Annotated in this window: 27 protein-coding genes; 18 read left to right on the top strand and 9 right to left on the bottom strand. The window is 61.0% G+C overall.

Annotated elements, in window-relative coordinates:
• The first annotated feature begins 226 nt into the window (after positions 1-226).
• The 3 genes from VKV28_07925 (at position 227) to VKV28_07915 (ending at position 2080) form a co-directional block, all read left to right on the top strand.
• On the top strand, positions 227-526 hold the full coding sequence (locus VKV28_07925) for a hypothetical protein (GenBank protein ID HLH76718.1): 300 nt from the start codon (positions 227-229) through the stop codon (positions 524-526).
• 191 nt (positions 527-717) lie between these two features.
• Complete coding sequence (locus tag VKV28_07920) at positions 718-945, top strand: helix-turn-helix domain-containing protein (protein ID HLH76717.1); 228 nt, start codon at positions 718-720, stop codon at positions 943-945.
• Positions 946-949: 4 nt separating this feature from the next.
• Positions 950-2080: a tyrosine-type recombinase/integrase gene (locus VKV28_07915; GenBank protein HLH76716.1), complete on the top strand. Its 1131-nt coding sequence runs from the start codon at positions 950-952 to the stop codon at positions 2078-2080.
• Between the two features lie 1226 nt (positions 2081-3306).
• On the opposite strand, the gene VKV28_07910 is transcribed toward VKV28_07915, so the two are convergent.
• The 3 genes from VKV28_07910 to VKV28_07900 all read right to left on the bottom strand — a co-directional run bounded on the left by VKV28_07910 (position 3307) and on the right by VKV28_07900 (position 6060).
• Complete coding sequence (locus VKV28_07910) at positions 3307-3696, bottom strand: c-type cytochrome (GenBank protein HLH76715.1); 390 nt, start codon at positions 3694-3696, stop codon at positions 3307-3309.
• A 425-nt stretch (positions 3697-4121) separates the two neighbouring features.
• Positions 4122-5387, bottom strand: coding sequence for a right-handed parallel beta-helix repeat-containing protein (locus tag VKV28_07905; GenBank protein HLH76714.1), 1266 nt, complete (start codon positions 5385-5387; stop codon positions 4122-4124).
• A 319-nt stretch (positions 5388-5706) separates the two neighbouring features.
• A complete protein-coding gene (locus tag VKV28_07900) occupies positions 5707-6060 on the bottom strand; it encodes a hypothetical protein (GenBank protein HLH76713.1) in 354 nt (117 codons plus the stop codon).
• 691 nt (positions 6061-6751) lie between these two features.
• Between VKV28_07900 and VKV28_07895 the strand changes: the two genes are divergently transcribed.
• From VKV28_07895 to VKV28_07885, 3 genes are all read left to right on the top strand, one after another.
• The gene (locus VKV28_07895; GenBank protein HLH76712.1) at positions 6752-7357 is read left to right on the top strand and encodes a hypothetical protein; all 606 of its coding nucleotides are present in this window, start codon (positions 6752-6754) and stop codon (positions 7355-7357) included.
• Positions 7358-7433: 76 nt separating this feature from the next.
• On the top strand, positions 7434-7787 hold the full coding sequence (locus tag VKV28_07890) for a glycine zipper domain-containing protein (GenBank protein HLH76711.1): 354 nt from the start codon (positions 7434-7436) through the stop codon (positions 7785-7787).
• 501 nt (positions 7788-8288) lie between these two features.
• On the top strand, positions 8289-9437 hold the full coding sequence (locus VKV28_07885) for a glycosyltransferase family 4 protein (protein ID HLH76710.1): 1149 nt from the start codon (positions 8289-8291) through the stop codon (positions 9435-9437).
• A gap of 9 nt (positions 9438-9446) precedes the next feature.
• Here the strand turns inward: VKV28_07885 and VKV28_07880 are convergent, their stop codons facing one another.
• The 5 genes from VKV28_07880 to VKV28_07860 form a co-directional block, all read right to left on the bottom strand.
• Complete coding sequence (locus VKV28_07880; protein ID HLH76709.1) at positions 9447-11621, bottom strand: glycogen debranching N-terminal domain-containing protein; 2175 nt, start codon at positions 11619-11621, stop codon at positions 9447-9449.
• 62 nt (positions 11622-11683) lie between these two features.
• Positions 11684-12499 carry a hypothetical protein gene (locus VKV28_07875; protein ID HLH76708.1) on the bottom strand — a complete coding sequence of 272 codons (816 nt, stop codon included), beginning with the start codon at positions 12497-12499 and terminating at the stop codon, positions 11684-11686.
• Positions 12500-12512: 13 nt separating this feature from the next.
• Positions 12513-13340: a hypothetical protein gene (locus VKV28_07870; protein HLH76707.1), complete on the bottom strand. Its 828-nt coding sequence runs from the start codon at positions 13338-13340 to the stop codon at positions 12513-12515.
• Between the two features lie 10 nt (positions 13341-13350).
• Positions 13351-14106: a methyltransferase domain-containing protein gene (locus tag VKV28_07865; protein ID HLH76706.1), complete on the bottom strand. Its 756-nt coding sequence runs from the start codon at positions 14104-14106 to the stop codon at positions 13351-13353.
• Positions 14107-14182: 76 nt separating this feature from the next.
• On the bottom strand, positions 14183-14545 hold the full coding sequence (locus VKV28_07860) for a hypothetical protein (GenBank protein HLH76705.1): 363 nt from the start codon (positions 14543-14545) through the stop codon (positions 14183-14185).
• A 228-nt stretch (positions 14546-14773) separates the two neighbouring features.
• Between VKV28_07860 and VKV28_07855 the strand changes: the two genes are divergently transcribed.
• From VKV28_07855 to VKV28_07820, 8 genes are all read left to right on the top strand, one after another.
• Positions 14774-15469, top strand: a complete 696-nt coding sequence (locus VKV28_07855) for a bifunctional precorrin-2 dehydrogenase/sirohydrochlorin ferrochelatase (GenBank protein HLH76704.1) — start codon at positions 14774-14776, stop codon at positions 15467-15469.
• Positions 15466-16287, top strand: coding sequence for a c-type cytochrome biogenesis protein CcsB (gene ccsB / locus VKV28_07850; GenBank protein HLH76703.1), 822 nt, complete (start codon positions 15466-15468; stop codon positions 16285-16287). The genes VKV28_07855 and ccsB overlap by 4 nt, the downstream gene beginning before the upstream one ends.
• A 1-nt stretch (position 16288) precedes the next feature.
• Complete coding sequence (hemA, locus tag VKV28_07845; GenBank protein ID HLH76702.1) at positions 16289-17629, top strand: glutamyl-tRNA reductase; 1341 nt, start codon at positions 16289-16291, stop codon at positions 17627-17629.
• A gap of 12 nt (positions 17630-17641) precedes the next feature.
• Positions 17642-18577 (top strand): hydroxymethylbilane synthase, encoded by a 936-nt coding sequence (hemC, locus tag VKV28_07840; GenBank protein HLH76701.1) that lies wholly within the window; start codon positions 17642-17644, stop codon positions 18575-18577.
• The gene (gene cobA / locus VKV28_07835) at positions 18577-20121 is read left to right on the top strand and encodes a uroporphyrinogen-III C-methyltransferase (protein HLH76700.1); all 1545 of its coding nucleotides are present in this window, start codon (positions 18577-18579) and stop codon (positions 20119-20121) included. Before hemC ends, cobA begins: the two co-directional genes overlap by 1 nt.
• Before the next feature lie 77 nt (positions 20122-20198).
• Entirely contained in the window at positions 20199-20384 is a 186-nt protein-coding gene (locus VKV28_07830; GenBank protein ID HLH76699.1) for a hypothetical protein, read from the top strand.
• A gap of 62 nt (positions 20385-20446) precedes the next feature.
• Positions 20447-20701 carry an isoprenylcysteine carboxylmethyltransferase family protein gene (locus VKV28_07825; protein ID HLH76698.1) on the top strand — a complete coding sequence of 85 codons (255 nt, stop codon included), beginning with the start codon at positions 20447-20449 and terminating at the stop codon, positions 20699-20701.
• A 36-nt stretch (positions 20702-20737) separates the two neighbouring features.
• A complete protein-coding gene (locus VKV28_07820) occupies positions 20738-20866 on the top strand; it encodes a hypothetical protein (GenBank protein HLH76697.1) in 129 nt (42 codons plus the stop codon).
• A 16-nt stretch (positions 20867-20882) separates the two neighbouring features.
• Here VKV28_07820 and VKV28_07815 read toward each other — a convergent pair whose 3' ends face one another.
• Positions 20883-21542, bottom strand: a complete 660-nt coding sequence (locus VKV28_07815; protein ID HLH76696.1) for a class I SAM-dependent methyltransferase — start codon at positions 21540-21542, stop codon at positions 20883-20885.
• Positions 21543-21643: 101 nt separating this feature from the next.
• Here VKV28_07815 and hemB point away from each other — a divergent pair, with 101 nt between their 5' ends.
• The 4 genes from hemB (at position 21644) to VKV28_07795 (ending at position 26019) form a co-directional block, all read left to right on the top strand.
• On the top strand, positions 21644-22621 hold the full coding sequence (gene hemB, locus VKV28_07810; protein HLH76695.1) for a porphobilinogen synthase: 978 nt from the start codon (positions 21644-21646) through the stop codon (positions 22619-22621).
• A 61-nt stretch (positions 22622-22682) separates the two neighbouring features.
• Complete coding sequence (locus VKV28_07805) at positions 22683-23468, top strand: QueT transporter family protein (protein HLH76694.1); 786 nt, start codon at positions 22683-22685, stop codon at positions 23466-23468.
• Complete coding sequence (locus tag VKV28_07800) at positions 23465-25234, top strand: energy-coupling factor transporter ATPase (GenBank protein HLH76693.1); 1770 nt, start codon at positions 23465-23467, stop codon at positions 25232-25234. The genes VKV28_07805 and VKV28_07800 overlap by 4 nt, the downstream gene beginning before the upstream one ends.
• Positions 25234-26019 carry an energy-coupling factor transporter transmembrane component T gene (locus VKV28_07795; protein ID HLH76692.1) on the top strand — a complete coding sequence of 262 codons (786 nt, stop codon included), beginning with the start codon at positions 25234-25236 and terminating at the stop codon, positions 26017-26019. Before VKV28_07800 ends, VKV28_07795 begins: the two co-directional genes overlap by 1 nt.
• Positions 26020-26334 lie beyond the last annotated feature (315 nt).

The raw sequence follows: 26334 nt of genomic DNA, 5'->3' as shown, positions 1-26334 counted from the left end.
TCGCTTCGAACTCTTCTATTAAGCCATGAGGTGATCATTCGTGTCAAATTTGATTGTAAAAAATCTACCATTTGTACCGCCGCAATAGCTTGCGATATCAACTAATTTGCCCAAGTATAAGCAAAAATGCTTGCGTTTCAGAACGCACTGGAAGGAAGCCAATGGTCAAAAAGTTCTCAAAATTGATAAAGCAGTTGCTTGACCGTGGACGGCACCGGGGCCTAAAGTGCCGGCGTTCGACGGCGCTGTGAAAAGGCGCGGCAACTTCTCGGAGGATACTCCCAGGGCGGCGCGGGCGCGGCACCGTCAACAACCGGAGCTCAGCAATATCGTGAAGACCGCCATCCGCATTATTGCTGGTTGTGAAAAGGGCGAGGTCGGCCGCGCTGCCCACGCCCTCGGAGTAAGTGAGCCCACGCTTTATCGATGGCGGCGGGCAGGCAACATGCGCGAGGCGCGCGGTGCCGATGTGTTGCGGATGCATCAGCTAACCGGCTTGCCGATGGAGCTGCTGATTAAGGGTTGAGTGGACAATCGCGCTTACCGGCCTGACGGGCTGATTGAGCAAGTCTGCTGCGCAGCCTGGCAGCAGAATCCATATACCCAGCGAGCAGGCTGGCCGCGTCGCCACTGGCGGGAAAGGAGGGTGTAGCGAAGCTTGCCTGCACGGGGGGAATAACTCAAGTGTGCTGCTGTCTGGAGGTATCAAAGGGCATCATGTCTGAGCTTGAGATGATTACGGTCCCGCAAGCGGCGCAGCGCCTGCACGTCGCGCCCAACACGATCTATAATTGGATTACAGAGGGGCGCCTGACCTACGCCGACGGCTTGCTGAGGGTCGGCGGGCGCACCCTCTTCCATTGGCCCACTCTGCGCACCCGGGCTTTGAGTGGCCTGCTCGATCCGGCCCGCGCCGTGCGGCGCGAGGGGCTGGCCCGGGTCTGATCCGATGGCAGGAGTGCACGCGCAAAACGGCCGCTTGCTGCTTACCTTCCAATTTACCCACGCCGGCCGGCGCTTTCGCTGCCGTGAGTTCCTTCACCTCGACGATTGCCGCGACAATCGCCGCTTGGCGGCACGCCTGAGCGCCGAGCTGGAGCGCGACCTGGCCGCCGGCCGCTTTGATTATGCCGCTCGCTTTCCCCTAAGCCGCAACCTGGTTCGCCTCGGCCTGCAACCCCACGTGCCGCCCGCGCTGCCGTCGCTGGCGGCGTATGCCTTTCAGTGGCTCGCCGCCCAACGCGCCCATTTAAGGCCGTCCACCTTTTATGACTACACCCTCATTGTCCGCAAGCACCTCGCCCCACCGCCCTTAGGCGCGCGTCTGCTCGACCAGGTTACCCACCTGGAGTTGGAGAATTGGCTGCTCGGGCTGAAGCAGGCTGGCTTGGGCCCACGCCGCATCAACATGGCGCTGGCCCGCGTGCGCTCCATCTTTCGCCTGGCCGAGGAGCAGAGACTTATTCCGCGCAGTCCGGCGCGCCATATCCGGGCCCTGCGCGAACCCCGCGCCGCCGTCGATCCCTTCAACCGTCGCGAATGCGTGGACCTCATCGGGGCGGCTAGCTCACCTTGTGAGCAGGCCTTGCTCGCCACCCTCTTAGGAACTGGGCTGCGCCCCAGTGAGGCTCTGGCCTTGCGTTGGAGCGACCTCGACCTCAAACGCTCCCTGCTATGCGTGCGCGGCTCGCGGAGCCGCTATGGGGTGGGGATGACCAAGACCGCTGCCTCCGAGCGCGAGGTCGATTTGGGTCCTCTCCTGGTTTATCAATTGCGTCGCTATGCCGCCCTCCCTCGACGTGCCCCGTGGCTGTTCGTCGGTGCTCGCGGCAAGCCACTGGATTGGACTAATTTTCGCACCCGGCGCTGGCCCGCCCTGCTGGCCGCTGCCGGGGTGCGGCCGCGCCCCCCTTATCAATGCCGACACACCTATGCCACCACCTTGCTGGCCACCGGAGCCAATCCGCAGTACGTGGCACATCAGTTGGGCCATTCCAGCCTCGCGATGGTCATTCGCCATTACGCGCGCTGGACCCATAAGCCAGAGTCCGCGGGCGCCCTGACCCAAGCCGGGCTATGAACTCCACCCTTCCTCTTAAACCTCTCGCTCAAGCACTTGCCTCGCTGGCCCCGTGTCCAACGCGGTTTCAACCAACGTCATTGGCCTGCCGGTCAGCAGCTACCGATGGCACGTCGGCCGCTTCTCGCGGTCGTTCCGCTTCGCCCGGGTTGGCGCCGCTTTTTGAAGCCTGGCCCTGCTGCGAACTAACGACCTGCGATAGTGAAGCTGTTGTCGGCGTTATGCCCACGGAAAATCGGCGTCCCCTGTCATTTTGTGTAACAAGTCACGTCCTAGGCGCCGGTTACGACCTGTTAGCTGTCGTCGCGCTGGTCAACCTGCCACAGCTTGCGCGCTTCGCTCGCTCGCCCAGGCGTCTTGGTCGCGTCTCGTCGGCGGCGGTGGTGAGCTTGTTACCTAGTGCATATGTTGCAACGGTGGACGGAATTTCTGCCCTTGAAGTTTTCGAGCGCAACTCCTTATTTCCCTTTCTCCCCGAGAGCCCCTCGGTCTTCGGCCGAGGCATGCTGCGCGCACCGTGCGCGCTGGTGGCAAGCTTGTGGCATGGTTTGCGGGGGCGCGCGGTGGTGGCGATGAGCCTGAGCGGGCGGAAAACCCGTTGGATTTTCCTTATGCTAGTCCCAATGGCCTGGCGGTTGCTCTTGGCGGCTTTAGATTTTCATCGCGCTACTGCCCCTTTTTGCCCCTCTGGCTCCGCTTTGCTCGATGCCAGCTTCCCAAGCTGGACGTCACGGGTTCGATCCCCGTCGCGACTCCGTGCGCGCCAAGCACGCCTGTGAAGTCGCGGTCGCTGGCTGCGATGTCGCCGCCGACACCTGGTTGACCCGCTCGATCCTGAGCCCGCTCAGCAGGTAGGGATAGATCCGATACCCGGGGGGCCGGCGTGCTAATGCGTGGGCACTGGTAAATCGCCTCCAGTTCCATAAGCTGCATCTGCCTCTGCACGCGCTTGCGTTCCCCCGCTCGCGCAGCCAAGCTGCCATCCGCCGCGAGCCGCTACCGTGTTACAGCGGGACCTGCGCGAGCAAAAAAAATCGCGTTCCACCATCACCCACCCCAGCTGCTCGTAAAGCTCGGCCAGTTTGCGCTCGCCAAGCTGATCAGTATGCCTAAGGCCTTCGCTGAACACTTCGAACACGGCTGGAGAACGCGGAGGGAAAAACGGCCCGCTGGCTCGCTGTCTACGCTTCGCAGGATGGATTACTCCACCGCAACGCTGGACTCGCTTAGTGGGGGAGTGAGGCGAGATAGGCGGCCACTGCCTGTGCGTCACGAGGCTGCATCCTGTAGGGAGGCATGGGTGCGCGTGGCGGCACACCGCTGGGCGTTTTTCCGGTTTCCAGGAAGAGCGCGGTTTGTTCGGTGTTCCAACCCGCTGGCAGGCCCGCGATCGCAGGTGCGTAGCCGGCGACCCCCGGGACATTGCCGGAATGGAAATCTAACTTGGCCCCCTGCAACCAATGCGCATGATCGAGCCGATGGTTGACTTTGGGGGAATGGCATTCGCCGCACATAGCCACGTTTTCAACCAGATATCGGCCGTGAGCGATTTGTTGGGACCGAGCGCTTTGAGCCCAAAGTGGACTCGCCCACATTACCAGACCTGCGATCAGCAACGAAAATCCGGCGTTGGTGGCTGTCCAACTGCCAGTGACAGCCCTGCAATGCAAGGCACATGGCGGGGTTTGCCAATCAGAGCGCATGCTCATCTCTCCGCCCGGCCAGGTGCTGTATCGGTCTGCGGCGAGCAGCAAGGTCCTCCGATCCCCAGAATCACGGCACACCTTGAGCCTCCCTCTTCGGTCTGTCCAAGCGAGCGTGGTTCGATCCTGCGCCAACCTTTTTTGGCCGTGAATGGTGTGAACCCAGTCCGCAGGGTCATTCCGTTAAGAATTCAGGAGCAAGTTTCGTAGGCGCCGCGGGATAATGTGCCGTTCCGATGCCCAGTATTTACCCGGGGCCATGACCTCCGGCCTCCCGGGCCAATGACAACTGGGCCGGTTGGCCGGGGTCGCCACAGTGGCGACCCCGGCACGGCGGCTTAGCTGCCGGATGTGGACTGCGGTATTCCCGGGGTTGGATCGGGAATAGTCACGGGATTGACCAAGGGCGGCTGGATGAAGACGTTGCCCATGATTGAGGTGCAGGCGGGGTCGGCTCCAGGTCCCTCCGAGCAACCCCAGTAGTTGGCCATCGCCGCAACGTTCCCAGTTCCAGCATTGTCCACACCCAGGACATCGTTGGTTCCCAGCAGGTTGTTGAGCGACAGCGTCACGTTGGTCGCCAGGCCGGTGCCCACAAATACATCGATGCCATCCTCGTTGATCGTGTTATGCGCGATGTTAATTCCGCTCAGCGCTGTCGCCGGGGGGCTCGCGGTGCCGTTGGCAAACACCACAATCCCCACGGGCGCCGTGGTTACGCCGGGATCAGCTCCGTTGTTGGAAATGATGTTGTCGGTGATGACCACGTTATTGAGATCCTGGCCGGCCGCGTGGCTGTGTAAAACAACTCCGCCCTGCCCGTTATCCAGAAGAATGTTGCCGGTGATGGTGTTGGAATACGAAGCGGTTCCCGGTGTAGGCGCGAAGTCGCCTACCCCGGCCGCGCCATTGTCCTGCGAGAGATTGGCGGTAACGATATTGGAAAAGACCCCGTTGGCAGGCTTGCCGATCTCCGGCCCACCGATGCAACCCGCGGTATCATTCGAGCCGGCCCCGCACAGCGGATGCGAGGGAAGCGTGATACCGCAATCGATGGTGTTATGTTCCGAAATGTTATGGGCAACTACATTATAGGCGGTCGGCCCCGTTTCATCGGTCAGCAGGATCCCACCATGGTTGCCCACCACGTGGTTGCCAAGCACGCTGGAGTACTCCACCCCGCGCAGATGGATCGCCTCCCCGCAGTCGTCCTGATCGAACGGAAACGCCCCTTTGCAGCAGATCGTGGGTGGGGTTGTGGTGGGGCATTGCCCCTGTTGAAACAGCGACGTATCAAGCGACTGATCGCTGTCCTCGACGAAGTTTCTCCTGATCGTTACCTGGGTGGAGTTCTCCGCCAGGATACCCTCTCGATTGGCGTTCTCAACCTCGAATCCTTCGACCTCGACCGCTCCAGTGGTCACTCCGACTATATAGACGCCGTGCGACAGACCGCTGGCATCTATGATGCTCGGCGCGCTGAGATCCACTCGCCCCGCCGAATCAACGCTTCCCTCAAGATCCAAGGGCTTGTTGATGGTCACCATTTCTTTGTAGGTCCCGGCTTGCACCGTAATTAACTGGCCGGAGGGCGCTGCCGCCACCGCTGCGCTAATGGTTGAGAAGCAGCCTGATGAGCCCGTCGGGTTGACGCAGAAAGTGGTTGCTTGAGCATGCGCGGGGCTGCTTCCGCCGCTACTGCAGCCCGCCAAAGCAATCAAACAGAGCATCGTGCTCCAAAATGCAATCGTCCGCGACCAATTTTCGATTCCTTTTGTGTCCATCGATCACGCTCCTCGTCTACTTTGGGTTAAAAAAGCTCTTTTGCCTTGGACCTAACACAGCATGCCCTCACTTAATGAAGGCGGTCTCTCGCGTAGCATTCTGCTGCGCGTCGAGTTGTGGTAAGGGAAGGTGCCTGCCTCAGCAGGCTTGGAAAATGAGGGGCTCGCCGTCAGAACCAGGCGGAGCCAATTTGGGCTCAAGCGCTGGTATGTTCAGCGGATTGGAATAAAAGCCCATGCTCGTGTGCTGGAGCAAGGCTATCTTAGCTCCATCTAGAAGAATCACGAGTTTATGGGGTGATTGCCGTTTGGCGAAGTCAGGTGGCGATGGAGCGGGTGAATCCGAGTTGTCGGCAGCGAGGCCGCGGATGATCCACGCCGCCAGCTGAGGCGTGCAGAAAGCTTGGATCTGACTATAGACGCCACGCGATGCGGCACTCAGGCTGGTTACGGTCAGCGCCAAAACCATCGCAATGATTCTGAGGCTTTCCATGTATGTTGCTAACTCCCCCTCAAGACGGCAATCTTATACAACCACCTACAATTCCCGTCAAGAATTTTTCTTGGTCGCCAGAGATTCCTCTGCTTCAGGTATTTTCAATTCCTTGCAGCTTTGAACAGCCACCCACAGCGATTTGCCAGGCCACCCGCGGCTCTTCAGCCGCCATGGCGGGTGCCACGCCGGGTTGGCGGTGGTGGGAGTAAGCCCCCTGTTGTTGGCGCCTTGCGAACTTCCCGGCAGTGCGAGGGAGGCCGTGATAGCAGGTTTTCGAGATAACGTTGCCCCTGATGCTTTCAGAAGTCCGCACGAACGGTGTCATTTACCGGCACGGACTGTAGGCGGGCTTTAACCTGAGGCTCGTAAGAGAGACTCTCCGAACGTGGACTCAACCGTGATCCCAATGGCGCCTACGAACTGGGCGGGTGCTCCATGAATCAGGCCCGCCTGTCCGAGGCCGTCTTGATGAACCGTGTTCTATCACTTTTGATGGAAATGGAATCTCGATGCCGATGAAGAAGCAAAGAGTGTTTGGCCTATGGACCGTTGATCCCGGGCTGGCATATAGTTGCCCGTCGCGGTGATCATGCGCCAGCAAGCTTTAAGAGGAGGCTGTTGGCGGCAAGTTGGTCAATTTCGCGGTCCTAAGGTAAAGTCGGTCTGAAAGAGAGAGGAGTAATCGACCATGCGGGACACAAACCTCTTCCTGGGGCTGGCGTTGGCAGGCGGCATCGCGGGAGGAATAGCCGGCGCGCTCCTGATGCCGGCGGCAGCCTCTGCCGTAAGCTCTCATCGACATCCCAGGGCAATTGAAGCCTCAGAGTTTATCCTTGCCGGCCCTCATGGGGAACAGCGCGCCGTCCTACGAGTCAGTCTTAACGGGTTGGCCAATTTAACCATGTTTGACGATAGCGGTCGCGGTCGCGCCCAGTTGGCGGTAACTGCTGAGGGTAACTCTTCGATCGCCTTCTTCGACGAAAACGGTCAGCGCAGAGTGGCGGTGGGTGAAAACGCCGCACGCGGGCGTGCCGGTATCGCAATCTTTAATGCTAAAGGCAAGGAGACCGGTGGACTTTCAGGCGACGCTGCTGGTGAAACCAGCCTGACCCTCTATGATCCCAACAGTGGCCTGGCTCGAGCCGGCCTGGGCGTGTCCCAACAGGGTGTGCCAGCACTGCTTCTGCTCGATCAGAACGGTAAGGATCGAGCCGAACTTCATCTTGAGGCCAGCGGCAAGCCAGGCTTGGTCCTGGCTGATGAAAACGGTAAAACTATCGCCGCGCTGCCGTAAATTTGCGGCCCAGATAAATCTGATCGAGCCATTGGACACCGTGCAGGGAGAGATAGGTTCGGAGGTTGCAAGAATAATGACGAGATCTCAAAGGGCTTTGCTGGTAGGCGTGCTTGGCGTCGTGGTTGTGCTGGGCATTACCGGTTGCTCCGGCCAGCCGTTAAGCACGCGCGAGAAGGGTACCTTGCTGGGTGGTGGTCTGGGCGCGGCTACGGGCGCGATCATAGGCGCGGCGGTGGGGGCCCCGGGCGCCGGCGCCGCGATTGGTGGTGCGTTGGGCGGAATCGGCGGTTTTGCGGTGGGCAACTCGATGCAAAATACCGAGGCTCAGCAGGCGCAGACTCAAAGCCAGATCCAGCAGCAGCAGCAGGAGATCGAGCGCCAACGTCGCGAGTTGCAGCAACTGCAGCAGCAACAAGAGACCGAATAAGCACTACGATAAGCGGTCGTTCTGCTTAAGCCAGCGCCCGGCTGCGCTGGGCCCAGATTTCGACGCACGGTTGGGCGGAGCAGGCTCGTTCGCGGTTGGAAGTTCCAGTCGTGGGAGTCTCGGCGTGGCTTGGCAGTGGCGGCCACTCAGGCTCGTATGGCACCGTCGGCCTCAGGCTCGTGTGGCGGGTTGACCTCCTTGGCTCTCCGACTTTAACCTAACTCGGGATGACGCGTGTCGGACGATCTGCGCAGTTCCAAGCGAGCCGCGGCCGGTCCTTCCTTAAAACCTTAAAACGGTTGGTCTGCTAGCCCGCCTGCGTCATTGACCCCAAAACACCCGCGATTGTGGCCGTTATTTCAAGCCCCGAAATTGGCACGCTTCTGGCTTGCTGATTCAGATGCCGGATTAGTTACCACTCCGACGTAGGGAGCCGCTGGGGTTCATCGGAGGATGACCGCTTCGGGGTTCCAAGCAAGGAGCGCGGGCGGACGATTATAGATGACGGCGCGCGCAGCGCGCATCATGGGGATGACACGAACGGTTATGGAAAATAGTTTACAAATTGTAGGTAAGAACCTCGGCCAATCAGCTCAGCCAGGCCGCCGCTTGCGGATCGCGCAGGTGGCCCCGCTGTATGAGAGCGTGCCGCCCAAGCTTTATGGTGGCACTGAACGGGTGGTTTCGTATCTGACCGAGGAATTGGTGCGGCGCGGGCACGACGTCACTTTATACGCATCCGGCGATTCGCGTACTGCGGCTCGGCTGGAAGCCGGTCATCCCCAGGCTTTGCGGCTAGCGGGTCTGACTCCAATTGGCCCGGGCTTGCAGCTTCCGATGCTCAGTGATCTCTACGAGCAGCCCGATCGCTTCGACGTCATTCATGCTCATACCGATTACTGGATTTTTCCCTACGTCCGCTTGGCGCCGGTGCCACCTACGGTCTCCACGATGCACGGGCGGCTGGATATCGAAGCGCTGCGTCCCATCTACGAACATTTCCTGGAGCCGCCGCTGGTGTCGATTAGCGATGCGCAGCGCACGCCGCTGCCATTCATGAACTGGGTGGGCACGGTGTATCATGGCTTACCGCGCGATCTGCTGAGCTATAACCCTAAGGGTGGCAAGTACTTGGCCTTTCTCGGCCGAATTTCTCCCGAGAAGCGGCCCGACTTGGCCATTGAAGTGGCGACCCGAGTGGGCCTGCCCTTGAAGATCGCAGCCAAGGTTGATGCCGCCGATCGTGAATATTTCGAACGCACGGTCAAACCGCTGCTCTCACGTCCGAACGTCGAGTTCATCGGCGAGATTAACGATGTGCAGAAGAGCGAATTCTTGGGCGATGCGCTAGCGCTGCTGTTCCCAATCGAATGGCCCGAACCCTTCGGGCTAGTGATGATCGAGGCGATGGCCTGCGGGACTCCGGTGATCACGCGTCCCTACGGTTCGGTCCCCGAGGTCATCCGCCACGGAGTCAGTGGCCTTATCGCTCAGGGAGTGGACGAGATGGTGGCGGCGGTCAAACAAGTGGAGCGTATCTCGCGCGCCGCTTGCCGGGCGGAATTTGAAAGCCGCTTTACGGCCAGCGTAATGGCCGAGCGCTACGAAGCGCTCTATGAACGGGTCATCGAACAAAGCCGCGCGCTCTGAGCACGGCCACTAATCTGGCTGATACCAGCGGGGCGCTCCAGCTTCGATCTTCAGTGTGGGATCGCTGCATTGCAGCACCTCGAAGTTGCAGCGCCCGGCTTTGCGTTCAAAGCGCAAGCTCACCCGCGCTTGACCCACTGGCAAATTGCTAAGAGTCAGCTCCTCGATTCGCTCGGGCATCACTGGATCCACGTAGAGCCGCTGGTGAGGAGCGTCGGCATTGAGCCCAAGCACCGTGCGCAGAAGGTGAAAGATGCTGCCCGAGGCCCAGGCTTGGGGAACGTTGGCCTGTGGGTACTGCACTGGATAAGGATCACGGGTGCGAGCGAAGCCGGCGAACAATTCGGGCAAGCGCAGATGCTCGAAGGCCGAGGCAGCGTCGAAAATGGCATCTGCGATGCGGTTGGCTGCCGCGCGGAAACCATAGCGCGCCAGGCCCGCCGCGATAAAGCCATTGTCGTGAGGCCACACCGAGCCGCGCTGGTATTCCAACGGATTGTAGGCGGGATGGGCCGCCGACATGGTGCGCACGCCCCATCCGCTCCACATGTCCTCTTCAAACAGCCGGCTTGCCACCGCGCGCGCAGCTTGAGGCTCCACGATGCCCGACCATAGACAATGGCCCGGATTGGACGCGATGGTCGCAACCGCCTTCTTGTTGCCGTCTAGGCATAACGCCAGAAATTTTTCTTGCGGCAGCCAAAAGCGCTGATTGAACGCAGTGCGCAACTGCGCCGCCTGTCGACGCAGTCGATCGGGCTGTCTGGTATCGTTGAGGGCCTCGAGCACCTCCGCCATCCGCAACTTTGCGTCGTACACATAGCCCTGCAGCTCGCAGGTCGCGATGGGCAGCGTCACCAGGCGATGGCCGTCGGGATAGAGAATCGCGTCGCCGGCGTCCTTCCAGGACTGGTTGTAATAGCCGGTGGAACTGCGCCGTTGGTACTCCTGGAAACCGTCGCCGTCGCGATCACCGTAATTGTCGATCCACGACAGGCAGCGCAGCGCGGTCTCCCGCAGGCGCTCCAGGAGCGAACGATCAGCGGTCCAACGAAAATATTCCGATAACACGATCAAATACAGAATCGTGGCGTCGGCAGTGCCGTAATAGGGCGTGTGAGGAATCTTGTGGAGATGGGCCAGTTCGCCGTGGCGGACCTCGTGCATGATTTTGCCTGGCTCGGCGTCACGATAATCATCCACCGCCGTGGCCTGGAATTGAGCCAGCTTGGCTAGCGGCCCTGGCGCCAGGGTCTGCGACACCATCATGGTCTGGTATGCCACGGTCAGGCTGTCACGCCCAAACAGGGTCACGAACCACGGTACCCCGGCGGCGGGAACCCACATGTCTTCGCCGCAATCGTACTCATGGATGCGCAGCCCACCGATATCATCCACGGCTTGCCGATACATGGTCCGTATCCGATAGTCGGGGGTGGACAGGGCCGTGGCACGCGCCGTCCAGTTATCGTGCATGAATTCGTGCGCGACATGCTGGTGGGGTAAATCCTCCAGTTCGCAGGGATACAGCGGCGGATGGGCCACTCCGTCAACTACCATGGTGAACAGGTTGCACGTGTGCCAGATCTCGCCGGGAGCCAGGGTTATCTCGAACAGGATTTGGCCGTTGGAAAAATGGGGCGTTGGTTTTGGATTAACGATCTTGAAGATCAGATCGCGCTTGAAATCGTTACTGCGATAGGAGATGCGCAATTCGCGCTGTTCGCTATCCCATACCGAATCGCGCACGCCGCGCGATACAAAACGGTGAGCTTTAACGTCGAAAATATCGGCGAAGTCGGAGTCCAACCGGATTCGCAGGCGCAAGGTGGTGGTGCGCCCGGAATAGTTGGTCAGGGTCAAATCCTCGTGTAGCCCGCCGCCAATTTTTCGATCCATCCGCAGTCCCAGCGAATGGGGCGCGATAGGCTCCTGGTCCAGGACTCCCAGCTCGGGATTGGTGAAGTACAGCCGATGGCAGTACGAGCGCAACGGAGTGGCCTGCACCAAAACCCATTTGACCCCGTTGATTAAAAGGTCGTAAGTGGACAAAAAACGCGTGTCCTTTAGAAACAGTCCCTGTTCTTCACCGGTTCTGACTTCGCCCGCGCCGTTGGTGACCAGCACCGTGGTGCCCTGATATACCGTGAGATTCTGACTGCCTACTCGGACTTCCGGTTGCATGCCCACGGAATTGCCGCTCCTTGGCTGAAAAATTGATGCCCGCGCCGATCCACGCCTATGTTTCAAGCATAGATGATACTGCCCACCGGTTCACCCGCCAGCGCGCGAGTCAGATTGCCACCAATCAGACCGTTGATGATCTGAATCTGCTTGACCAGCTTGGCCTTGGGCAACAATTCCAACAGGATCGGATCCAGGGGCAATGTAGGAGGATTCAAGCGACGCAGTTCGTCCACGCTGATCCGCGCGATGAACCGGGCATCGCCACCCTGCGTTGGATCGCAGGTGTACAGCCCATCAACATCTTTGATGAAGATCATTTTGCGGGCGCCGAAGACCTCGGCCGTCATGTAAGCGCCGCTGTCGGAACGATGAGGCGGCAGTTTGCCATGGGCCGGGGGATGTTCCCATAGGTCGTAGGGCGGTACGCCATTGAAGACCGCGCCGCGCGCCGCCGCCAGCATCGCTGGTAGCAGTTGCACCATGAAAGGTGCCTCCAGATACACAAAGCCGTGGCGCGCGAGCAGGCAGGAAACCATATATGCGTTTTGAGCCGCATCTTTGGCGCTGAGCGTGGCCAGCACTCCGGTGGGCAGACCCAGATCGGCGCCCACGGCGAAAATGTGACGCGAGCGCAGGCCCGCGCCCACCCCAATTACCTGCACATGCTCGGCCTGATTGGCGACGATCTCCTGGAGCAGCGCCGGCAATGCTTCGCCACCGCGATCGATTATCCGCCCGCCGATTTGCAAAACATTGAGCTGCGGCAGGATTGCCGCCACCGGTGCTTCGCTAGCCGCTATCACTGCGCGATCCACCAGCGACTCGCGCATGAGGCGTGAGACCAAGTGGTTGTCATGTCTAGTGTCCTGGGCCATCCGCGCTGCCACCTCAGTCGCGGTAAATTACCGAACCGACCGCTTTCCCCGAAAGGGCCAAGCTGAGCTGGCCTGCTTGCAGTCCGTTGACGAACTGGATTTCCTTGATGTTTCGCGCTCTGCCCAGCAACTCCAGCACCGCGCGTTCCACGATCAAATCGGGCAGATCCAACTCCAGCAACTCTCTGACCGAGATGCGCGAGATGAATTTGGCATCGGAATTCTTCTTCGGATCGCAATCGTACAGGCCCGCTTCGTCCTTGACGTAGATCATCTTGCGGGCGCCATAGACCTCGGCGATAAGAAAGCACCCGGTGTCCGTGCGCTGCGGCGGGATACGGCCATAACTGGGATTTTCCTCCCACAGTTTATAAGGCGGCATTCCTTGGCAGACCACCGCGCCGCTGACTGACAAATAATGGGGTAGGGTGCTGAACCCCAGCGGTTCGATAAAGGGGATGCCGTGCTTGGCCAGCAGGTAGTGCAACATCTCGGCGTTCTGCCAGGCCACCGCGGTGCCCAGCACGGTCAGGACTCCAGTGGGCAAACCTAATTCCAGCGCGATGCTGTAGATGTGGCGTGCGCGCGTGCCGGCGCCAGTACCCAGGATCATCTTGTGGCGCCCCAGGTTGGCGACAATTTCGTCAATTAGGGGGTAGACCGCTTGCCGGCCGCGATCGATGATACTTTGGCCGCCGATTTTGACCACGTTGGCCCAGGGCAAAATCGGATAGTCCGCTGTCCCTTCGCCGGCCTGAGCCATGGTCAGATTGTTGAGAGACTTCTCTAGCATCTGCCCGGCGAGCGGAGAATAAAGTGAGTCAGTGGGGGCTGGGTTCATCGTGTTTTCTTCAGCGAGGCCAAAAAAGCTCAAGCACCAGACCTTGCTCCTGCGGCCAGAGTCGATCAAGCTCCCCGATGGTTTCGCGCGCCCAGCACTCCAGGGCCAATAGCGCCCCATCCTGGGTCGCTTGAGGGAGGCGGCGAAAGCGCGCGGCGCTGCGTTTGCGTTCGATAAATTGGCTCACCGAGTGGTTTTCGCTCCAGCTTGCGGCCAAAATTTCCCGATGGCGTAGGCTGCATGCCTCTAGCCACTGACGCGCCTGGCCGCGATTGCGCTGTGCGTCCTCGCGCGCGGCCGGTATCAGTTCATTGAGTTTGCGATTGAGGCGCGCCTCTAGGCTGTCCGCGGCCCGCTCGCGCCGGCCCATTGCGAGCACCCCGCCCGGGCGCAGCACGCGGATGGCTTCGGCCAAGACCTGCGGCCAGTCAGCGCGTGGTCCAATGACCTGGATGAGCAGGGTTAAATCAAACCCTCGCGATGCGAAGGGCAGTTGCGCGCCCTCGGCGCAAACCACAGGTGCGCCGGCCAGCTCTCGGCAAAACTCTGCCAGCATCGCCTTGGAATGGTCCAGGCCGAGGTAATGGGCGCCTGCCCGGCAAAGCCCTTTGCCCACGCGTCCGGTGCCGCAGCCGATTTCGAGTATCCGTGCGTCGCCCGGCACTTCGCTGCCGCTCAGGAGGGCCTGTTGGAATTGGAGTGAAATGTGGGGCGGCCATGCGCGCGGCGCTTCGAATTGAACAGCAATCGGGTCAAACGACCTCATCGCAGGCCCAGGTTCGGGTTGCCGGGCCTGCACCTGACCCCAGGTATGGGAGCAAGCGGGCGGTGCTCATGTGCGGTTACCATTTGGGGTTGTTTAACAGGCTGTGGGCTAAATCGTACAGCCGGGCAATCAGCAGTCCCATGCTGGCAGCATCGTTCTTGGAGCCGAAAAACAGGGGCGTGCGCTCCTGCTCGTTGAAATGGACACTGGACCAACCGTCGGCCGCGATCTCGCCACTGACAAAGCGCTGAGCAGCATCCAGATCCGAAACCGGATCGGTGTTGATCTCATAGTCGCCTGGGTTGTACAGCACGCGGCCGCTTTCTTCGAAGCGAAAGATCCGAAAGGCCTCGAACTCAGCCCGTCCATCCTCCCGCACGCGCATCCGTGCGACATAGTTGATGTCGTTCCAGATAACCATCTGCCAATTGTCATTCACTGTGGCTCAAACCTCAAAACTAGCCGCTTTGTTCACCAAGCCGTCAATGGTTCTCAGTATGCCCGGACCTCGCTCAAAGTCCAGCCTGAGTAAGCGGCCGGCTTTCTCGAAAGCCGCCAAAATATAGCAGCAAGCGCCGACCTGGATAGCAAGCAACAGCGCTGACTTCGACCTTTGGCCCCGCTCGCCTCACTTGCTTAGCCTGTAATACAATCGCGATCCGGGACGATGGGCTTTATCCCTTTGTTTATCGAAATGGAAGGGCGCCGCTGCCTGGTGATTGGCGGGGGCGCGGTGGCACAGCGCAAATGTGAGAGCCTGCTGTCTGCCGGCGCTTGTCTGACGGTAATTAGTCCCACTTTGGTTCCGGCCTTGCGTCAAGCGCGTGACGCGGGCCGCTTAACCCACGTGGAGCGCTGCTATCAACCCGGTGACTTGTCGGGTTACGGCATTATCTACTGCGCCGTGAATGATCCCGACCTGGGACGCCAGATTCACGCCGAAGCGCGCCGGCTCGAGGTTCTTGTTAATGTCGCCGATCAGCTTGAATGTTGCACCTTCATTGTACCCGCGGTTGCGCGTCGCGGCCGCTTGCAGGTGGCCGTCTCGACCGCCGGTGCCAGCCCCACGCTGGCCGCCCGACTGCGGACCCGAATAGCGGCCCAGCTCTCTCCCGAACTTGAAGTAATGGTTGAAATTATGGCAGCAGCGCGGGATTGGCTCAAGCGCAACGAACCTCGCCCTCAGGAGCGCGCCCGCAAACTGGCCGCGCTACACGATGGCGACTTGGAAGCGGCCTTGGTGCGGGGCGATACCCAGGCCGCCGCCGAGATCGTCGAGCGCAGCCTGGAGGCGACCCTCCCCTGGGTCGAAATCGGTTTGGCCCCCGCGTCAGTCGCCTGCATCCCCAGAGTTAAACCATGATGCTATGGCTGGTGGCAGCGCTGCTATGCTACGCCTTATCCTTCGCCCTGTTTGCGGTGGACTTCAGCTGGCGCGTGGCTAATCTAAGTCGCTGGGCGATTGGGGTTCTCAGCGCAGCCGTGATATTTCATGCCGGTGCGCTGATTGGTCGTGGCTGGGCCAGCGGTAACTTGCCGGTGGGAAATTTTCCCGAGGCGCTTTCCTTTCTGGCCTGGCTCACAGCCTTGTTGGGATTGTTTTTGATAATTCGCTTTCGGCTGGCGGTGATCGGCGCCTTGGTCGCGTCCGCCGCCCTGATCGCTCTAGGCGCGGCTGAAGCGATGAGCGGAGGCAGCGGCAAACTGCCCCATACTCTGCGCAGCCTGTGGTTGCCGGTTCACGTCAGCCTCGCTTTTCTTGGCGAAGCCTTGTTGCTGCTCGCCGCCGTGGTCAGCGTGGTCTATCTTTTCGAAGAATCCAGGCTCAAGGCGCATCGCCCTTTGCCTGGGGCATTGGGCAAGATGCCCAGCCTAGAGCGGCTGGATCAGGTTAACTATCGTTTGCTGGGGTGGGGCTTTCTACTGCTGTCTCTGGCGATTTTGAGCGGTGCGCTGTGGGCTCGGAATACCTGGGGCCATTTCTGGTCTTGGGAACCGCGCGAGTCGTGGGCGCTTGTCACCTGGGTGCTGTATGCCGCATTGTTGGAATCGCGTTTAACCGCGGGCTGGCGCGGGCGGCGGGCCGCCACCCTGACCATCATGGTGTTCGTTATCCTGGCCGGTTCTTTCGTGGGCTTGAGCCTGCTTTCTCCAGGCAAGCATGGGGGCAGCTTCGGCTGACGTGAAACAGAACCTGCTCATCACCGGAATCAATCATCGCACCGCCGCGGTTGGGCTGCGCGAGCAGCTGGCTTTTGCCGATGACGAGATAGCTGCGGTGCTCGGCCGTCTGCGCCAACAGGTCCCTGCCTTGAGCGAAGCCGCGCTCCTATCGACCTGTAACCGGGTCGAGTTAATCGGGGTAAGCGCGCAGGCCGACCAAGCCGCGGCTCAAGCCGTGGAGTTTGTTGCCATTGAGCGTGGCTTGGCTAGTGCGGGGTTTGCCGCCAGCATCTATCGCCTCCAGGGGCGCGACGCGGTGCGCCATCTCTTCCGCGTGGGGGCCAGTCTGGATTCGATGGTGGTGGGCGAACCGCAGATCCTGGGTCAGCTCAAAGCCGCGTATACCCAGGCCGCCGAAGCCGGTACTGTGGGCCTTATCCTTCATCGCGCCTTTCACCGGGCTTTTGCCGTTGCCAAGAAGGTTCGCGAACAAACCCTGATCGGTCACGGTGCAGTTTCGGTCAGCACTGCTGCGATTACTCTGGCCCGTCAGATTTTCGATTCGCTCGAGCACAAAACCGTTCTGCTGTTGGGTGCGGGCGAAATGGCCGAGACTACCGCTCGCCAACTGGGCCGATTGGGAGTGGAATCGCTCCTCATCACCAATCGCACCTTCGATCGTGCGGTGGCCTTGGCACGTGGCTTGGGCGGCACCGCCGTGCCTCTCGACAATTTCAAGCCTTACTTGAAGATTGCGGACGTCATAATCGGCTCGCTTACCACCGCGCGGCCACTGCTCACACTCGATGAATTACGGGCCGCGATGCACGAGCGCAAGTACCGCCCGGTCTTTCTCATCGACCTTGGGGTGCCGCGCAATTTCCAACCCCAACTCAATGAACTGGAAAACGTCTATCTCTACGATATCGACGATCTGGCCGCGGTAGTCGAAGACACTCGCGGCGAGCGTGCTCGCGCGGCGCAGGAGGCCGAGCAAATTGTCGAATTGGAGCTGGAGGCGTTTTGGCGTTGGGTTTCGGGCTTGGATTTGGTCCCCGCTATCAAGGATATCCGCGCCAATATCGAGCGCTTGCGCACGGTCGAACTGGACCGTCATCGCGCTTGGCTGGCGGCCTTGCCCGCGCGCCAACGGGCCCACATCGAGGGGCTAACCCGTGGCCTCGTCAACAAGATTCTCCACCAAATCGTCTCTGAACTGCGCCGCAGCCGCGGTGTTGCCGATGCCGCCTATGTGGCCGAGGTGGCGCGCCGGCTGCTGGGGGCTGACTTGGTCACGCTGGCCGACACTCGCGCGGCTGTGGCGGACGCGCGCGAGGACGGCGAGGAGAGCGAGGACTGAGGGCACTGCAGGATGGCGCTACAGGTGCGAATCGGTTCGCGTCCCAGTCAACTGGCGTTGGCCCAAACTGGTCTGATCGCCCGCCAATTGCGCCAGGTGCGTCCGGATCTGAAATGGCAGATCGTACCGATCAGCACCACGGGTGATCGGCTTGCCGCACCCTCGTTGGCGCAAATCGGCGGCAAAGGCTTGTTCGTGCGCGAACTGGAGCAGGCCCTGCTTGAGGACAGGATCGACCTGGCGGTCCACTCGATGAAAGATCTCCCCGCTCAGCTCGCGCCGCAATTCAGACTAGTCGCGGTGCCGGCGCGTGAAGATGCTGCCGACGTGCTCATTGGCGCGCCGGGCTTGGCCCAGTTACCCGCTCGCGCCCGCCTGGGAACTGCCTCGATGCGCCGGCGGTTCGAGGCCTTGCGCCAGCGTCCCGACCTTGACGTCCGCCCGCTGCGTGGCAACGTCGATACCCGCTTGGCCAAGCTTGCCGCCGGAGAGTTCGACGCCATTATCTTGGCGCTGGCCGGCCTGAAGCGATTGGGCCGCGCCTCCCATCTAGCTTGGCATCGCCTCCCCGAGTGCGACTTCGTTCCGGCCGGTGGCCAGGGGGCGTTGGCCCTTGAGGCGCTCAGCACCGGCCTGGTCGCCGATGATCCTGAAGTTGATGCCGCGGTCGCGGCTCTAAACGACCACGTCACGCGCTGTGAGGTGGACGCCGAACGCGCTTTTCTGGCCGCCTTGGGAGCGTCGTGTGCCTCCCCCGTTGGTGTGCGGGCGTGGGCCGGCCCCGGGGCCATTACCCTCCGCGCTTCGCTGTTTAGCCTGGACGGTACGCGATGGCTGGGCGACGAGGTAAGGCGGGTGGGTAGTCCCGAAACGACGCTTGTCACCGAGGCGGCCAGGGCGCTGGCCCAGCGCATGATTGCCAACGGCGCCCACGAGCTGATCCTCTGATGCCTGCTGCAGGTAGCGTCTATCTGGTGGGCGCTGGTCCCGGCGCGGTTGATCTACTTACTGTGCGCGCGGCCCGTCTGCTGGCTCGTGCCGATGTCGTAATCTACGACCGCTTGAGTAATGAAGAATTGCTGGCTCTGGCGCCGGCGCAGGCCGAAAAAATCTATGCCGGTAAACGGGGCGGTGGCGGGCGGGCAATGGAGCAGGAGGAAATCAATCGCCTGCTGGTGGAAAAGGCCCAAGCCGGCTTGACTGTGGTGCGCCTCAAGGGCGGCGATCCGTTCATTTTTGGACGGGGCGGCGAAGAAGGACTAGCCTTGGCACACGCTGGAATCCACTTCGAAGTGGTGCCGGGGATCAGTTCGGCGATTGCGGTTCCGGCCTTCGCCGGCATCCCTTTGACCCACCGCGATTATGGCTCGTTCGTAGCTATTGTCACCGGCCATCAGGACCGCACCAAACAGCCCGAAGCGGCCGTTCCATGGGCTGATTTGGCTCGTGCGGCTGGCCAACGCGGCACCCTGGTCCTCTTGATGGCGCATGCGCGTTTGCACGCAATCACGGCGGAGTTGCTTGCCGCCGGGCTGCCGGCCGAAACTCCCGCGGCCGCCATCAGCCACGGCACCGGGGCGGCACAGCGTAGCTTGGTCACCAGCTTGGCCCAGCTGGCGCGCGAGGTCGAGCGCGCTCAACTCGCCTCGCCCGCGATCTTCGTGATTGGCGCGGTTGCGGGCCTGCGTGCGCAGCTTCAATGGTTCGAGCAGCGGCCATTGTTCGGCCGACGGATAGTGGTTACCCGCGCTCGCGCCGAGGCGGGCCCGCTGGCCGACCGCCTACGCGAGGCCGGGGCCGAGGTTTTTGAAGTGCCCACTATCGCGGCTCAGCCGCCCGAGGATTACACCTTACTGGATCGAGCGTTGGCCGATTTGGCTGGCTACGACTGGATTGTCTTCACCAGTGCCAACGGCGTGCGATGGTTCATGCGCCGCTTGCGTGAACTTAAGCTCGACGTGCGTGCGCTGGGCCATGCGCGCCTGGCCGCAATCGGCCCCGCCACTGCCCGGGCTCTGGGTGACTGCGGTTTGCTTGCCGACGCGGTGCCCGCAGAATACCGTGCCGAAGCGATTATTCCAGCGATCGGCCTGCAGCGAATTAGCGGTGCACGCTTCCTTATTCCGCGCGCGCAGATGGCACGCGAAGTGCTGCTCGAGATGTTGCGCGCTGCCGGGGCCGCCGAAGTTAACGCGGTGGCGGCCTATCGCACGGTGATGCCGCAATCGCCAGGGTTGGACCGTTTGCGCGGCCGACTGGCCGAGGGCGGGATCGACCTGGTGACATTCACCAGTTCCAGCACGGTGAGCAATTTCAGCGCTCTCATTGGGCCGCTTTCGCCCGGACAAGCCGCGGCCACAATCGGACCGATCACGGAGCAGACCGCGCGCCAGTACGGCTTCAATGTAGTGGCCAGTGCTCGCGAGTACACCGTCGACGGATTGTTTAGTGCCGTGTGCGAGTACTTGCGCGCACAGCCTATCCAAACCTGAAGCGACTCCCGCGTAGCATTTGCAAATCCAACTCCAGGCGCGACGCAAGACGTCAGAGCCGATCGAACGAGTCCGCGATGCCTATACCGGCTGTCAGTGTGCTCAGAGTAACCCTTGTGCTTGGGGGCAGCGTTGTCTATTTGGCCTTGGCCGTCCTGGGTTGGGGCGGACCCACGGCTTTCTTTTCACACGCGGCCCTGGTCATTCTCATGCTGGCGGCTTTTGCCTTGGTCGGGGCGGCACTCTTCGCGGCGGAAATCTGAGCCGGGACGTCCGCGAGGATCGTGCCAACCGCTGGGTCATTGTCGCCTTTACGCTGATCGGGTTGCTGGAGGGCTATCTGCCTGCGTATAGGGACCGCATCGCTTTCTGGCCCATGGACGGCGATACGATTCGCTGGCTTGGCGTCCTGCTGTTATGTGCCGGCGGCGCTTTGCGGATCTGGCCGGTTTTTGTGCTCGGCCCCCGGTTTAGCGGCTTGGTTGCTATTCAGCCGGAGCACAAGCTGGTCATCCAAGGCGTCTACGGCGTCGTCCGCAATCCCAGCTATCTGGGTTTGCTCATCAACGCACTGGGGTGAGCCGCGGCCTTTCGTTCCCGGGTGGGAATTCTACTCGTGGCGCTGCTGGTAGTGCCGCTCCTGGCGCGTATCCATTCCGAAGAGAAGCTACTGCGTGCCAACTTCGGCGCGGAGTACGACACCTATTGTGCCCACACTTCGCGGCTAATCCCAGAGCTTTATTAGGGGCTGAAGGCGCCGGCTATTTCTTGCGCACGATTGTCAGCCCGTCGGCCAACGGCAGCATCACTGCATCCACCCGGGTGTCTCCGGCGATGCGCTCATTGAGTTCGCACACCGCTTTAACTTCGTGATCATTGGCATCGGGTTTTACTACCAGCCCGCGCTGCAGGACATTATCCACCAGGATCAGGCCGTTGGGATGCAAGCGGGTGAGGACTTCTTCGTAGTAGGCCGGATAGTCTTCCTTGTTGGCGTCGATAAAGGCGAAATCGAAGCTGGGTTGCGCGGGAAGCGCGCGCACGGTGGCCAACGCTGGCCCCAGCCTCAGCGTTATTTTAGCGGCGACGCCGGCGCGCTCCCAGTAGGGCCGCGCGATCGCCGTCCATTCCTGGCTCACGTCGCAGCACAACAGATGCCCCTGGGGCGGCAACGCGCGCGCCACGCATAGCGCGCTGTAGCCAGTGAAGGTGCCGATTTCCAGTGCTTGCCGGGCGCCGCTGGCGGCCACCAGCAGGGCCATCAAGGTGCCCTGCATCGGATCAATCTGCATCCGCGCATGAATCCCCGCGCGGCGGCGGGTTTCCGCCTCCAGCTCGGCCAAAAGTGGATCCCGATTATGGCCATGGCGCAACACATAGTCGTAAATCTCTTCGCTGAGTGGCACAAATTTTCCGGCCATCGTTTTCTGGCTCCCCGTGGAATTGCGGTAGCGTTTTGCCCGTAATACGCGTAACCGATATAAAGTCTAACATAGAACTCCATGTTGAGGTCTTAAACGTCATGCCATTCCCTTTAAGCCGGCCGCGCCGCCTGCGCCGGAGCGCGGTCTTGCGCCGAATGGTGCGGGAGACCCGGTTGTCGCCTGATAATCTGATTGCGCCGCTGTTCGTGCGCGAGGGACGCGATCAGGCCCTGCCGATCGCGGCGATGCCGGGAGTGGCACAATTGTCGGTGGACCGCGCCCTCAAGCAGGCGCGCGAACTGCACGCCGTTGGTGTCCCCGCGATCATTCTGTTCGGAATTCCTGACACCAAGGACGCCTTGGGCAGCCAGGCCTGGAATCCAGCCGCTCCGGTCCAGCGCGCGGTGGCCGAGATCAAGGAGCATGTGCCAGAGCTGGCGATAATCACCGACGTCTGCCTGTGCGAGTACACCGACCACGGCCATTGCGGCCTTATCCGCGAGGGTGCGGTGGATAATGATGCCTCGCTGGAGTTGCTCGCCCGTACCGCGCTTTCGCACGCCCAGGCCGGTGCGGACCTGGTCGCGCCCTCGGATATGATGGATGGTCGGGTGGGAGCGATTCGGCGCACCCTGGATCAGGCTGGCTTCGACCAGGTCGCGATCATGGCGTATTCGGCCAAGTACGCCTCAGCCTTTTACGGCCCGTTTCGCGAGGCCGCGCAATCGGCCCCGCAATTTGGCGATCGCCGCTCCTACCAGATGGATCCGGCCAACGGGGACGAGGCCCTGCGCGAGGTCGCCTTGGACCTGGAGGAGGGGGCCGACATCGTGATGGTCAAGCCGGCGCTGGCCTATCTCGACTTGATCTATCGCGTCAAGCAGAAGTTCGCGTGCCCGCTGGCGGCCTACAATGTCTCGGGCGAATATTCGATGATATGCGCGGCTGGCCGCAATGGTTGGCTGGACCAGGATTTGGCCGCGGTGGAAGTGTTGACCGCGATAAAGCGTGCCGGTGCCGATCTGATCATCACCTACTTTGCCTATGAAGTGGCGGGCGAATTGCGCCGCATCTGACGCCTCGTGCCTGAGGTACTCCGGCCAACCGTTGCTTCGGATGGAACCGGGAGCGGGAGCTATGACCGATCTGGCTTTGGTCTGGCGCAACACCCGGATGGTGGTACTGACGGCGATTTGCGCGTCGCTATATGCCGCCGTGCTAATCCCCTTCAAGGTCATCCCCTTGATTCCGGGGGTGACAGAAGTACGACCGGCCAATGCGATTCCGGTGGTCTGCTCGTTTCTTTTCGGACCGGCGGCGGGATGGGGTGCGGCGATCGGCAACTTGATTGGCGATTTCTTCGGCGGGGTTGGTCCCGGCGATATTTTCGGGTTCCTGGGCAATTTGGCCTACGGCTACATTCCCTATAAAGCCTGGCAATTGCTGGCCGCCGAACAGGGCCCGGTTCTGACCTCGCCGATGCTCGCCGTGAAGTTCGTGTTTGTCTGCCTGCTGGCCAGCGCCTGCTGCGCCGACATCGTGGGCTGGGGCGAAAACTTGATGGGGCTGCGTCCCTTCGCCTTGCTCGGGAACGTGATCGTGTTCAATAACATGATTGCCGCCCTGGCGTTGGCGCCCTTCATGCTCGCCGCGCTCTACCCGCGCGTCAGGGCCGGTCGCCTGCTCTATCGCGACGTAATGCCCGAGCTGCCCCAGCGTTCGCCCGCGCAGTCCAATCTTGGTCTGCTGCTCCTCAGCGCGGGCGTGGCCGGCGCCTGGGCCACGGGCAATCTGATTTCAACCGGAATGTGGTTGCCTCGCCTGCTGCCCGCTAGCATGTTGCATCCGCCCTACGATAGCGCCATCGCCGTTGTCGTCACGCCGCTGCTGATGCTGGCAGCCATCGGCCTTGGTTTGATGTGAGCCAAACCTTGGTTCAAACGCCCGATGCGGGTCAGGCCCCATCACCCTTGGCAATCGTGCTGGAGGCAGTCAGCTTCACCTACCGCGACGCTGCCGCGCCGGCCTTGCGCAATGTCACTTTGCGCCTGGAGCGCGGTCAAACCCTGGCCGTGCTGGGCCGCTCCGGAGCCGGTAAATCGACCCTGGCCAAGACCCTCAACGCCATTGTGCCGGCCTTCGAGGAAGGGCATTTTACCGGCGCTGGCCAAGTCTGCGGCCGCACGCTGGCGGGGACTCGGGTGGCGGAAGTCGCGCCCTTGGTCGCGATGGTCTTTCAGGACTTCGAGGCCCAATTGTTTTCCACCAACGTCGCTCACGAAGTCGCCTTTGGCTTGGAGCAGCTCGGTCTGCCCGCGCCGGAGATTGCCGCTCGGATCGAACCGGCACTGGCGATGGTCGGGCTGCAGGGCTTTCAAACCCGCGATCCCACTTCGCTCTCCGGCGGGGAAAAGCAGCGGCTAGCGATTGCCTGCGCGCTCGCCCTGCGCCCCCAGGTAATCGTGCTCGACGAACCCACCACCGACCTCGATCCGCAGGGCCGCGCCGAGGTCTTTGACCTGATAACCCGGCTTCGCGATCAGGGCCTCACCCTGGTGGTAATCGAGCACGAAACCGAAGAATTGCGCCGATGCGATCGCCTGATCGTGCTGGAGGAGGGCGAAATTGTAGCCGATGGGACACCTGAGCAGATCCTTAGCCAGGTGCAGTTGCTGGAAAAATGCGGGGTGCGGCCACCCGCCAGCAACCAAGTGCTCGCCGAGTTGGGGATCCAGGCCTATGCACGCGATCTGGACCAGGCCCAGGCGCTTATCGAGGCCTCGCTCGCCGGCCGAGCGAAGCTGCTTGGTGCAGCCTCGCCGGACGCAACCTTACGCTTGCCCCTTGCCCGCGCCAATCAGACCAGGCACCCTGCCTCGGATGTGACGCCGTTGGTGCGGATCGAAGGCCTTAGCCATACCTATCACGAGGCCGCATTGCCTGCCCTGGACGAAGTCGACTTGACCGTCGAGGCGGGGGAATTCGTAGCGATTATCGGCCAGAACGGCTCGGGAAAGACCTCACTGGCCAAACACATCGTGGGGCTGTTGCAGCCTCAGCGCGGCCGAGTGCTGCTGGCCGGCAATCGGATCGAAACATTGACGGCGGCCCAGGTTGCATCCTTAGCGGGTTTTGTCTTTCAGAACCCCGACCATCAGATCTTTGCCGCCACCGTCGAGGATGAAGTTGCCTTTGGGCCGCGCAATTTCGGCGTGGATCCCACTCAAATTGATGCACGCTGCCAAGCCGTACTTCGTGCCGTGGGCCTGGAGCACCTGCGTTTATCCGATCCCTTCCTGCTGGGACGCGGCGAGCGGCAGCGCCTGGCCGTAGCCAGTGTGCTGGTCCTGGCGCCCAAGCTTCTGATCCTCGACGAACCGACTACTGGACTCGATTATCCCCAACAACTGCGCATGATGAAATTGGTCTCGGAGCTCAATGCGGCAGGCACCGCTATCGTCATCATCACTCATACGCCCTGGTTGGTCGCAAACTACGCGCGCCGCACGGTTTTGATGCGCCACGGTCGCAAGTTGTTCGACGGGGGCGTGGCGGAGCTGTTTGCTCAACCGAAACTGCTGAAGGAAGCCGCCTTCCGCCTGCCTGAGGTAGCGGAGCTGGGGCGGCGACTGGGAATCAACGCCCTGACAATCGCCGAATTGGTTGGTGCCTTGCGCGGAGAGCGTTGATGCCGATCTATTTATATTTAGACCGCAGAACCTTTATTCATCGTCTTCATCCAGCGGTGAAAGTGATTGGCATCTTCGCGGTATTCTGGTCGGTTTATTGGGTTGATCAACCGCTCGCTCTGCTTCCATTGGGACTGATTCTGATAAGCGCCGTTCATTTCACCAACTCGTGGCCCAATTTCTATCGCCTGCGCTGGCTATTCATAATCGTTATTTTTGCGACCTCTTCCACCTGGATGCTATTCTACCGCCAAGGCCGTCCGCTCGCGTATCTCGGCCCCTTTTATCTGAGCCGAGCTTCCCTGGAATTTGGCTTCGGCCGCGGTCTGAAACTGGCTGAACTGTTGGCTACTTCCGTGCTTTTCTTATCTACCACCAAGGTGGAGGAATTCGCGGCGGGACTGGCTTTACTGGGGGTGCCATACCGGGCCAGTTTCGCGATTACACTGTCCTTCCGACTGGTACCCTTATTTATCGACGCTGCCTTAATGGTAGTTCAGGCTCAGGCCCTGCGCGGCCATGATTTCAGCCGCGGTGGACTATTCGCTCGCCTGCGCCGCTACCTGCCGGTGACAATTCCCGTGTTCATGGGAGCCCTCCGCAAGGCCAACAACATGGCGATGGCATTGGAGGCGCGCGGGTTCGGCTACAGCTCTCATCCTACCAGTTATCTTCAATACCGTATGCGTTGGTTTGATCTATTAGCTCTGATTCTAGTGTGCCTGATTGGCTTGGCCTATTTTGCCATTTATTTATGCGGCTATGGCGCGATTGGACCGGCATGAGTGGGCGCGAAGTTTCCGCCTTTCCTGCCGATTCGCTGAATGGCGCACCTCGCTTGATCGCTATTTGAAAACAGCCCGAGTCGCCGCGAGAAAGTCTCCTGGGAAAATAGTGACCAAGATCGAGCGTAGTTTTTTCAATTCAGCAATCTACCAGCCCGATCACTGATAAAAAATCACCTCCGGTTTGGCTTCTAGCATCGCTGACTATAGCCTTTTTGTATCCAGGGATTGAAGTACGGCGTTTCCCTGACTAATTAGCCCCTTTTCGAAAATAGCACGGTTTTGAATGTTCTGTTGAAAGCGCTGACCGGCTTA

This window comes from Candidatus Binataceae bacterium (assembly GCA_035294265.1).
Taxonomy (GTDB): domain Bacteria; phylum Desulfobacterota; class Binatia; order Binatales; family Binataceae; genus DATGLK01.
This window is presented reverse-complemented; position numbering and strand designations above follow the sequence as displayed.

What these genes read in the sequence shown, in the direction of transcription:
- VKV28_07915 (HLH76716.1), top strand. Translation starts at nt 950, where the DNA reads ATGGCAGGAGTGCACGCGCAAAACGGCCGCTTGCTGCTTACCTTCCAA.
- VKV28_07855 (HLH76704.1), top strand. Translation starts at nt 14,774, where the DNA reads ATGGGCTTTATCCCTTTGTTTATCGAAATGGAAGGGCGCCGCTGCCTG.
- VKV28_07895 (HLH76712.1), top strand. Translation starts at nt 6,752, where the DNA reads ATGCGGGACACAAACCTCTTCCTGGGGCTGGCGTTGGCAGGCGGCATC.
- VKV28_07865 (HLH76706.1), bottom strand. Translation starts at nt 14,106, where the DNA reads ATGAGGTCGTTTGACCCGATTGCTGTTCAATTCGAAGCGCCGCGCGCA.
- cobA (HLH76700.1), top strand. Translation starts at nt 18,577, where the DNA reads ATGCCTGCTGCAGGTAGCGTCTATCTGGTGGGCGCTGGTCCCGGCGCG.
- VKV28_07885 (HLH76710.1), top strand. Translation starts at nt 8,289, where the DNA reads ATGACGGCGCGCGCAGCGCGCATCATGGGGATGACACGAACGGTTATG.
- hemC (HLH76701.1), top strand. Translation starts at nt 17,642, where the DNA reads ATGGCGCTACAGGTGCGAATCGGTTCGCGTCCCAGTCAACTGGCGTTG.
- VKV28_07815 (HLH76696.1), bottom strand. Translation starts at nt 21,542, where the DNA reads ATGGCCGGAAAATTTGTGCCACTCAGCGAAGAGATTTACGACTATGTG.
- VKV28_07900 (HLH76713.1), bottom strand. Translation starts at nt 6,060, where the DNA reads ATGGAAAGCCTCAGAATCATTGCGATGGTTTTGGCGCTGACCGTAACC.
- ccsB (HLH76703.1), top strand. Translation starts at nt 15,466, where the DNA reads ATGATGCTATGGCTGGTGGCAGCGCTGCTATGCTACGCCTTATCCTTC.
- VKV28_07795 (HLH76692.1), top strand. Translation starts at nt 25,234, where the DNA reads ATGCCGATCTATTTATATTTAGACCGCAGAACCTTTATTCATCGTCTT.
- hemB (HLH76695.1), top strand. Translation starts at nt 21,644, where the DNA reads ATGCCATTCCCTTTAAGCCGGCCGCGCCGCCTGCGCCGGAGCGCGGTC.
- VKV28_07880 (HLH76709.1), bottom strand. Translation starts at nt 11,621, where the DNA reads ATGCAACCGGAAGTCCGAGTAGGCAGTCAGAATCTCACGGTATATCAG.
- VKV28_07870 (HLH76707.1), bottom strand. Translation starts at nt 13,340, where the DNA reads ATGAACCCAGCCCCCACTGACTCACTTTATTCTCCGCTCGCCGGGCAG.
- VKV28_07875 (HLH76708.1), bottom strand. Translation starts at nt 12,499, where the DNA reads ATGGCCCAGGACACTAGACATGACAACCACTTGGTCTCACGCCTCATG.
- VKV28_07890 (HLH76711.1), top strand. Translation starts at nt 7,434, where the DNA reads ATGACGAGATCTCAAAGGGCTTTGCTGGTAGGCGTGCTTGGCGTCGTG.
- VKV28_07920 (HLH76717.1), top strand. Translation starts at nt 718, where the DNA reads ATGTCTGAGCTTGAGATGATTACGGTCCCGCAAGCGGCGCAGCGCCTG.
- VKV28_07830 (HLH76699.1), top strand. Translation starts at nt 20,199, where the DNA reads ATGCCTATACCGGCTGTCAGTGTGCTCAGAGTAACCCTTGTGCTTGGG.
- VKV28_07805 (HLH76694.1), top strand. Translation starts at nt 22,683, where the DNA reads ATGACCGATCTGGCTTTGGTCTGGCGCAACACCCGGATGGTGGTACTG.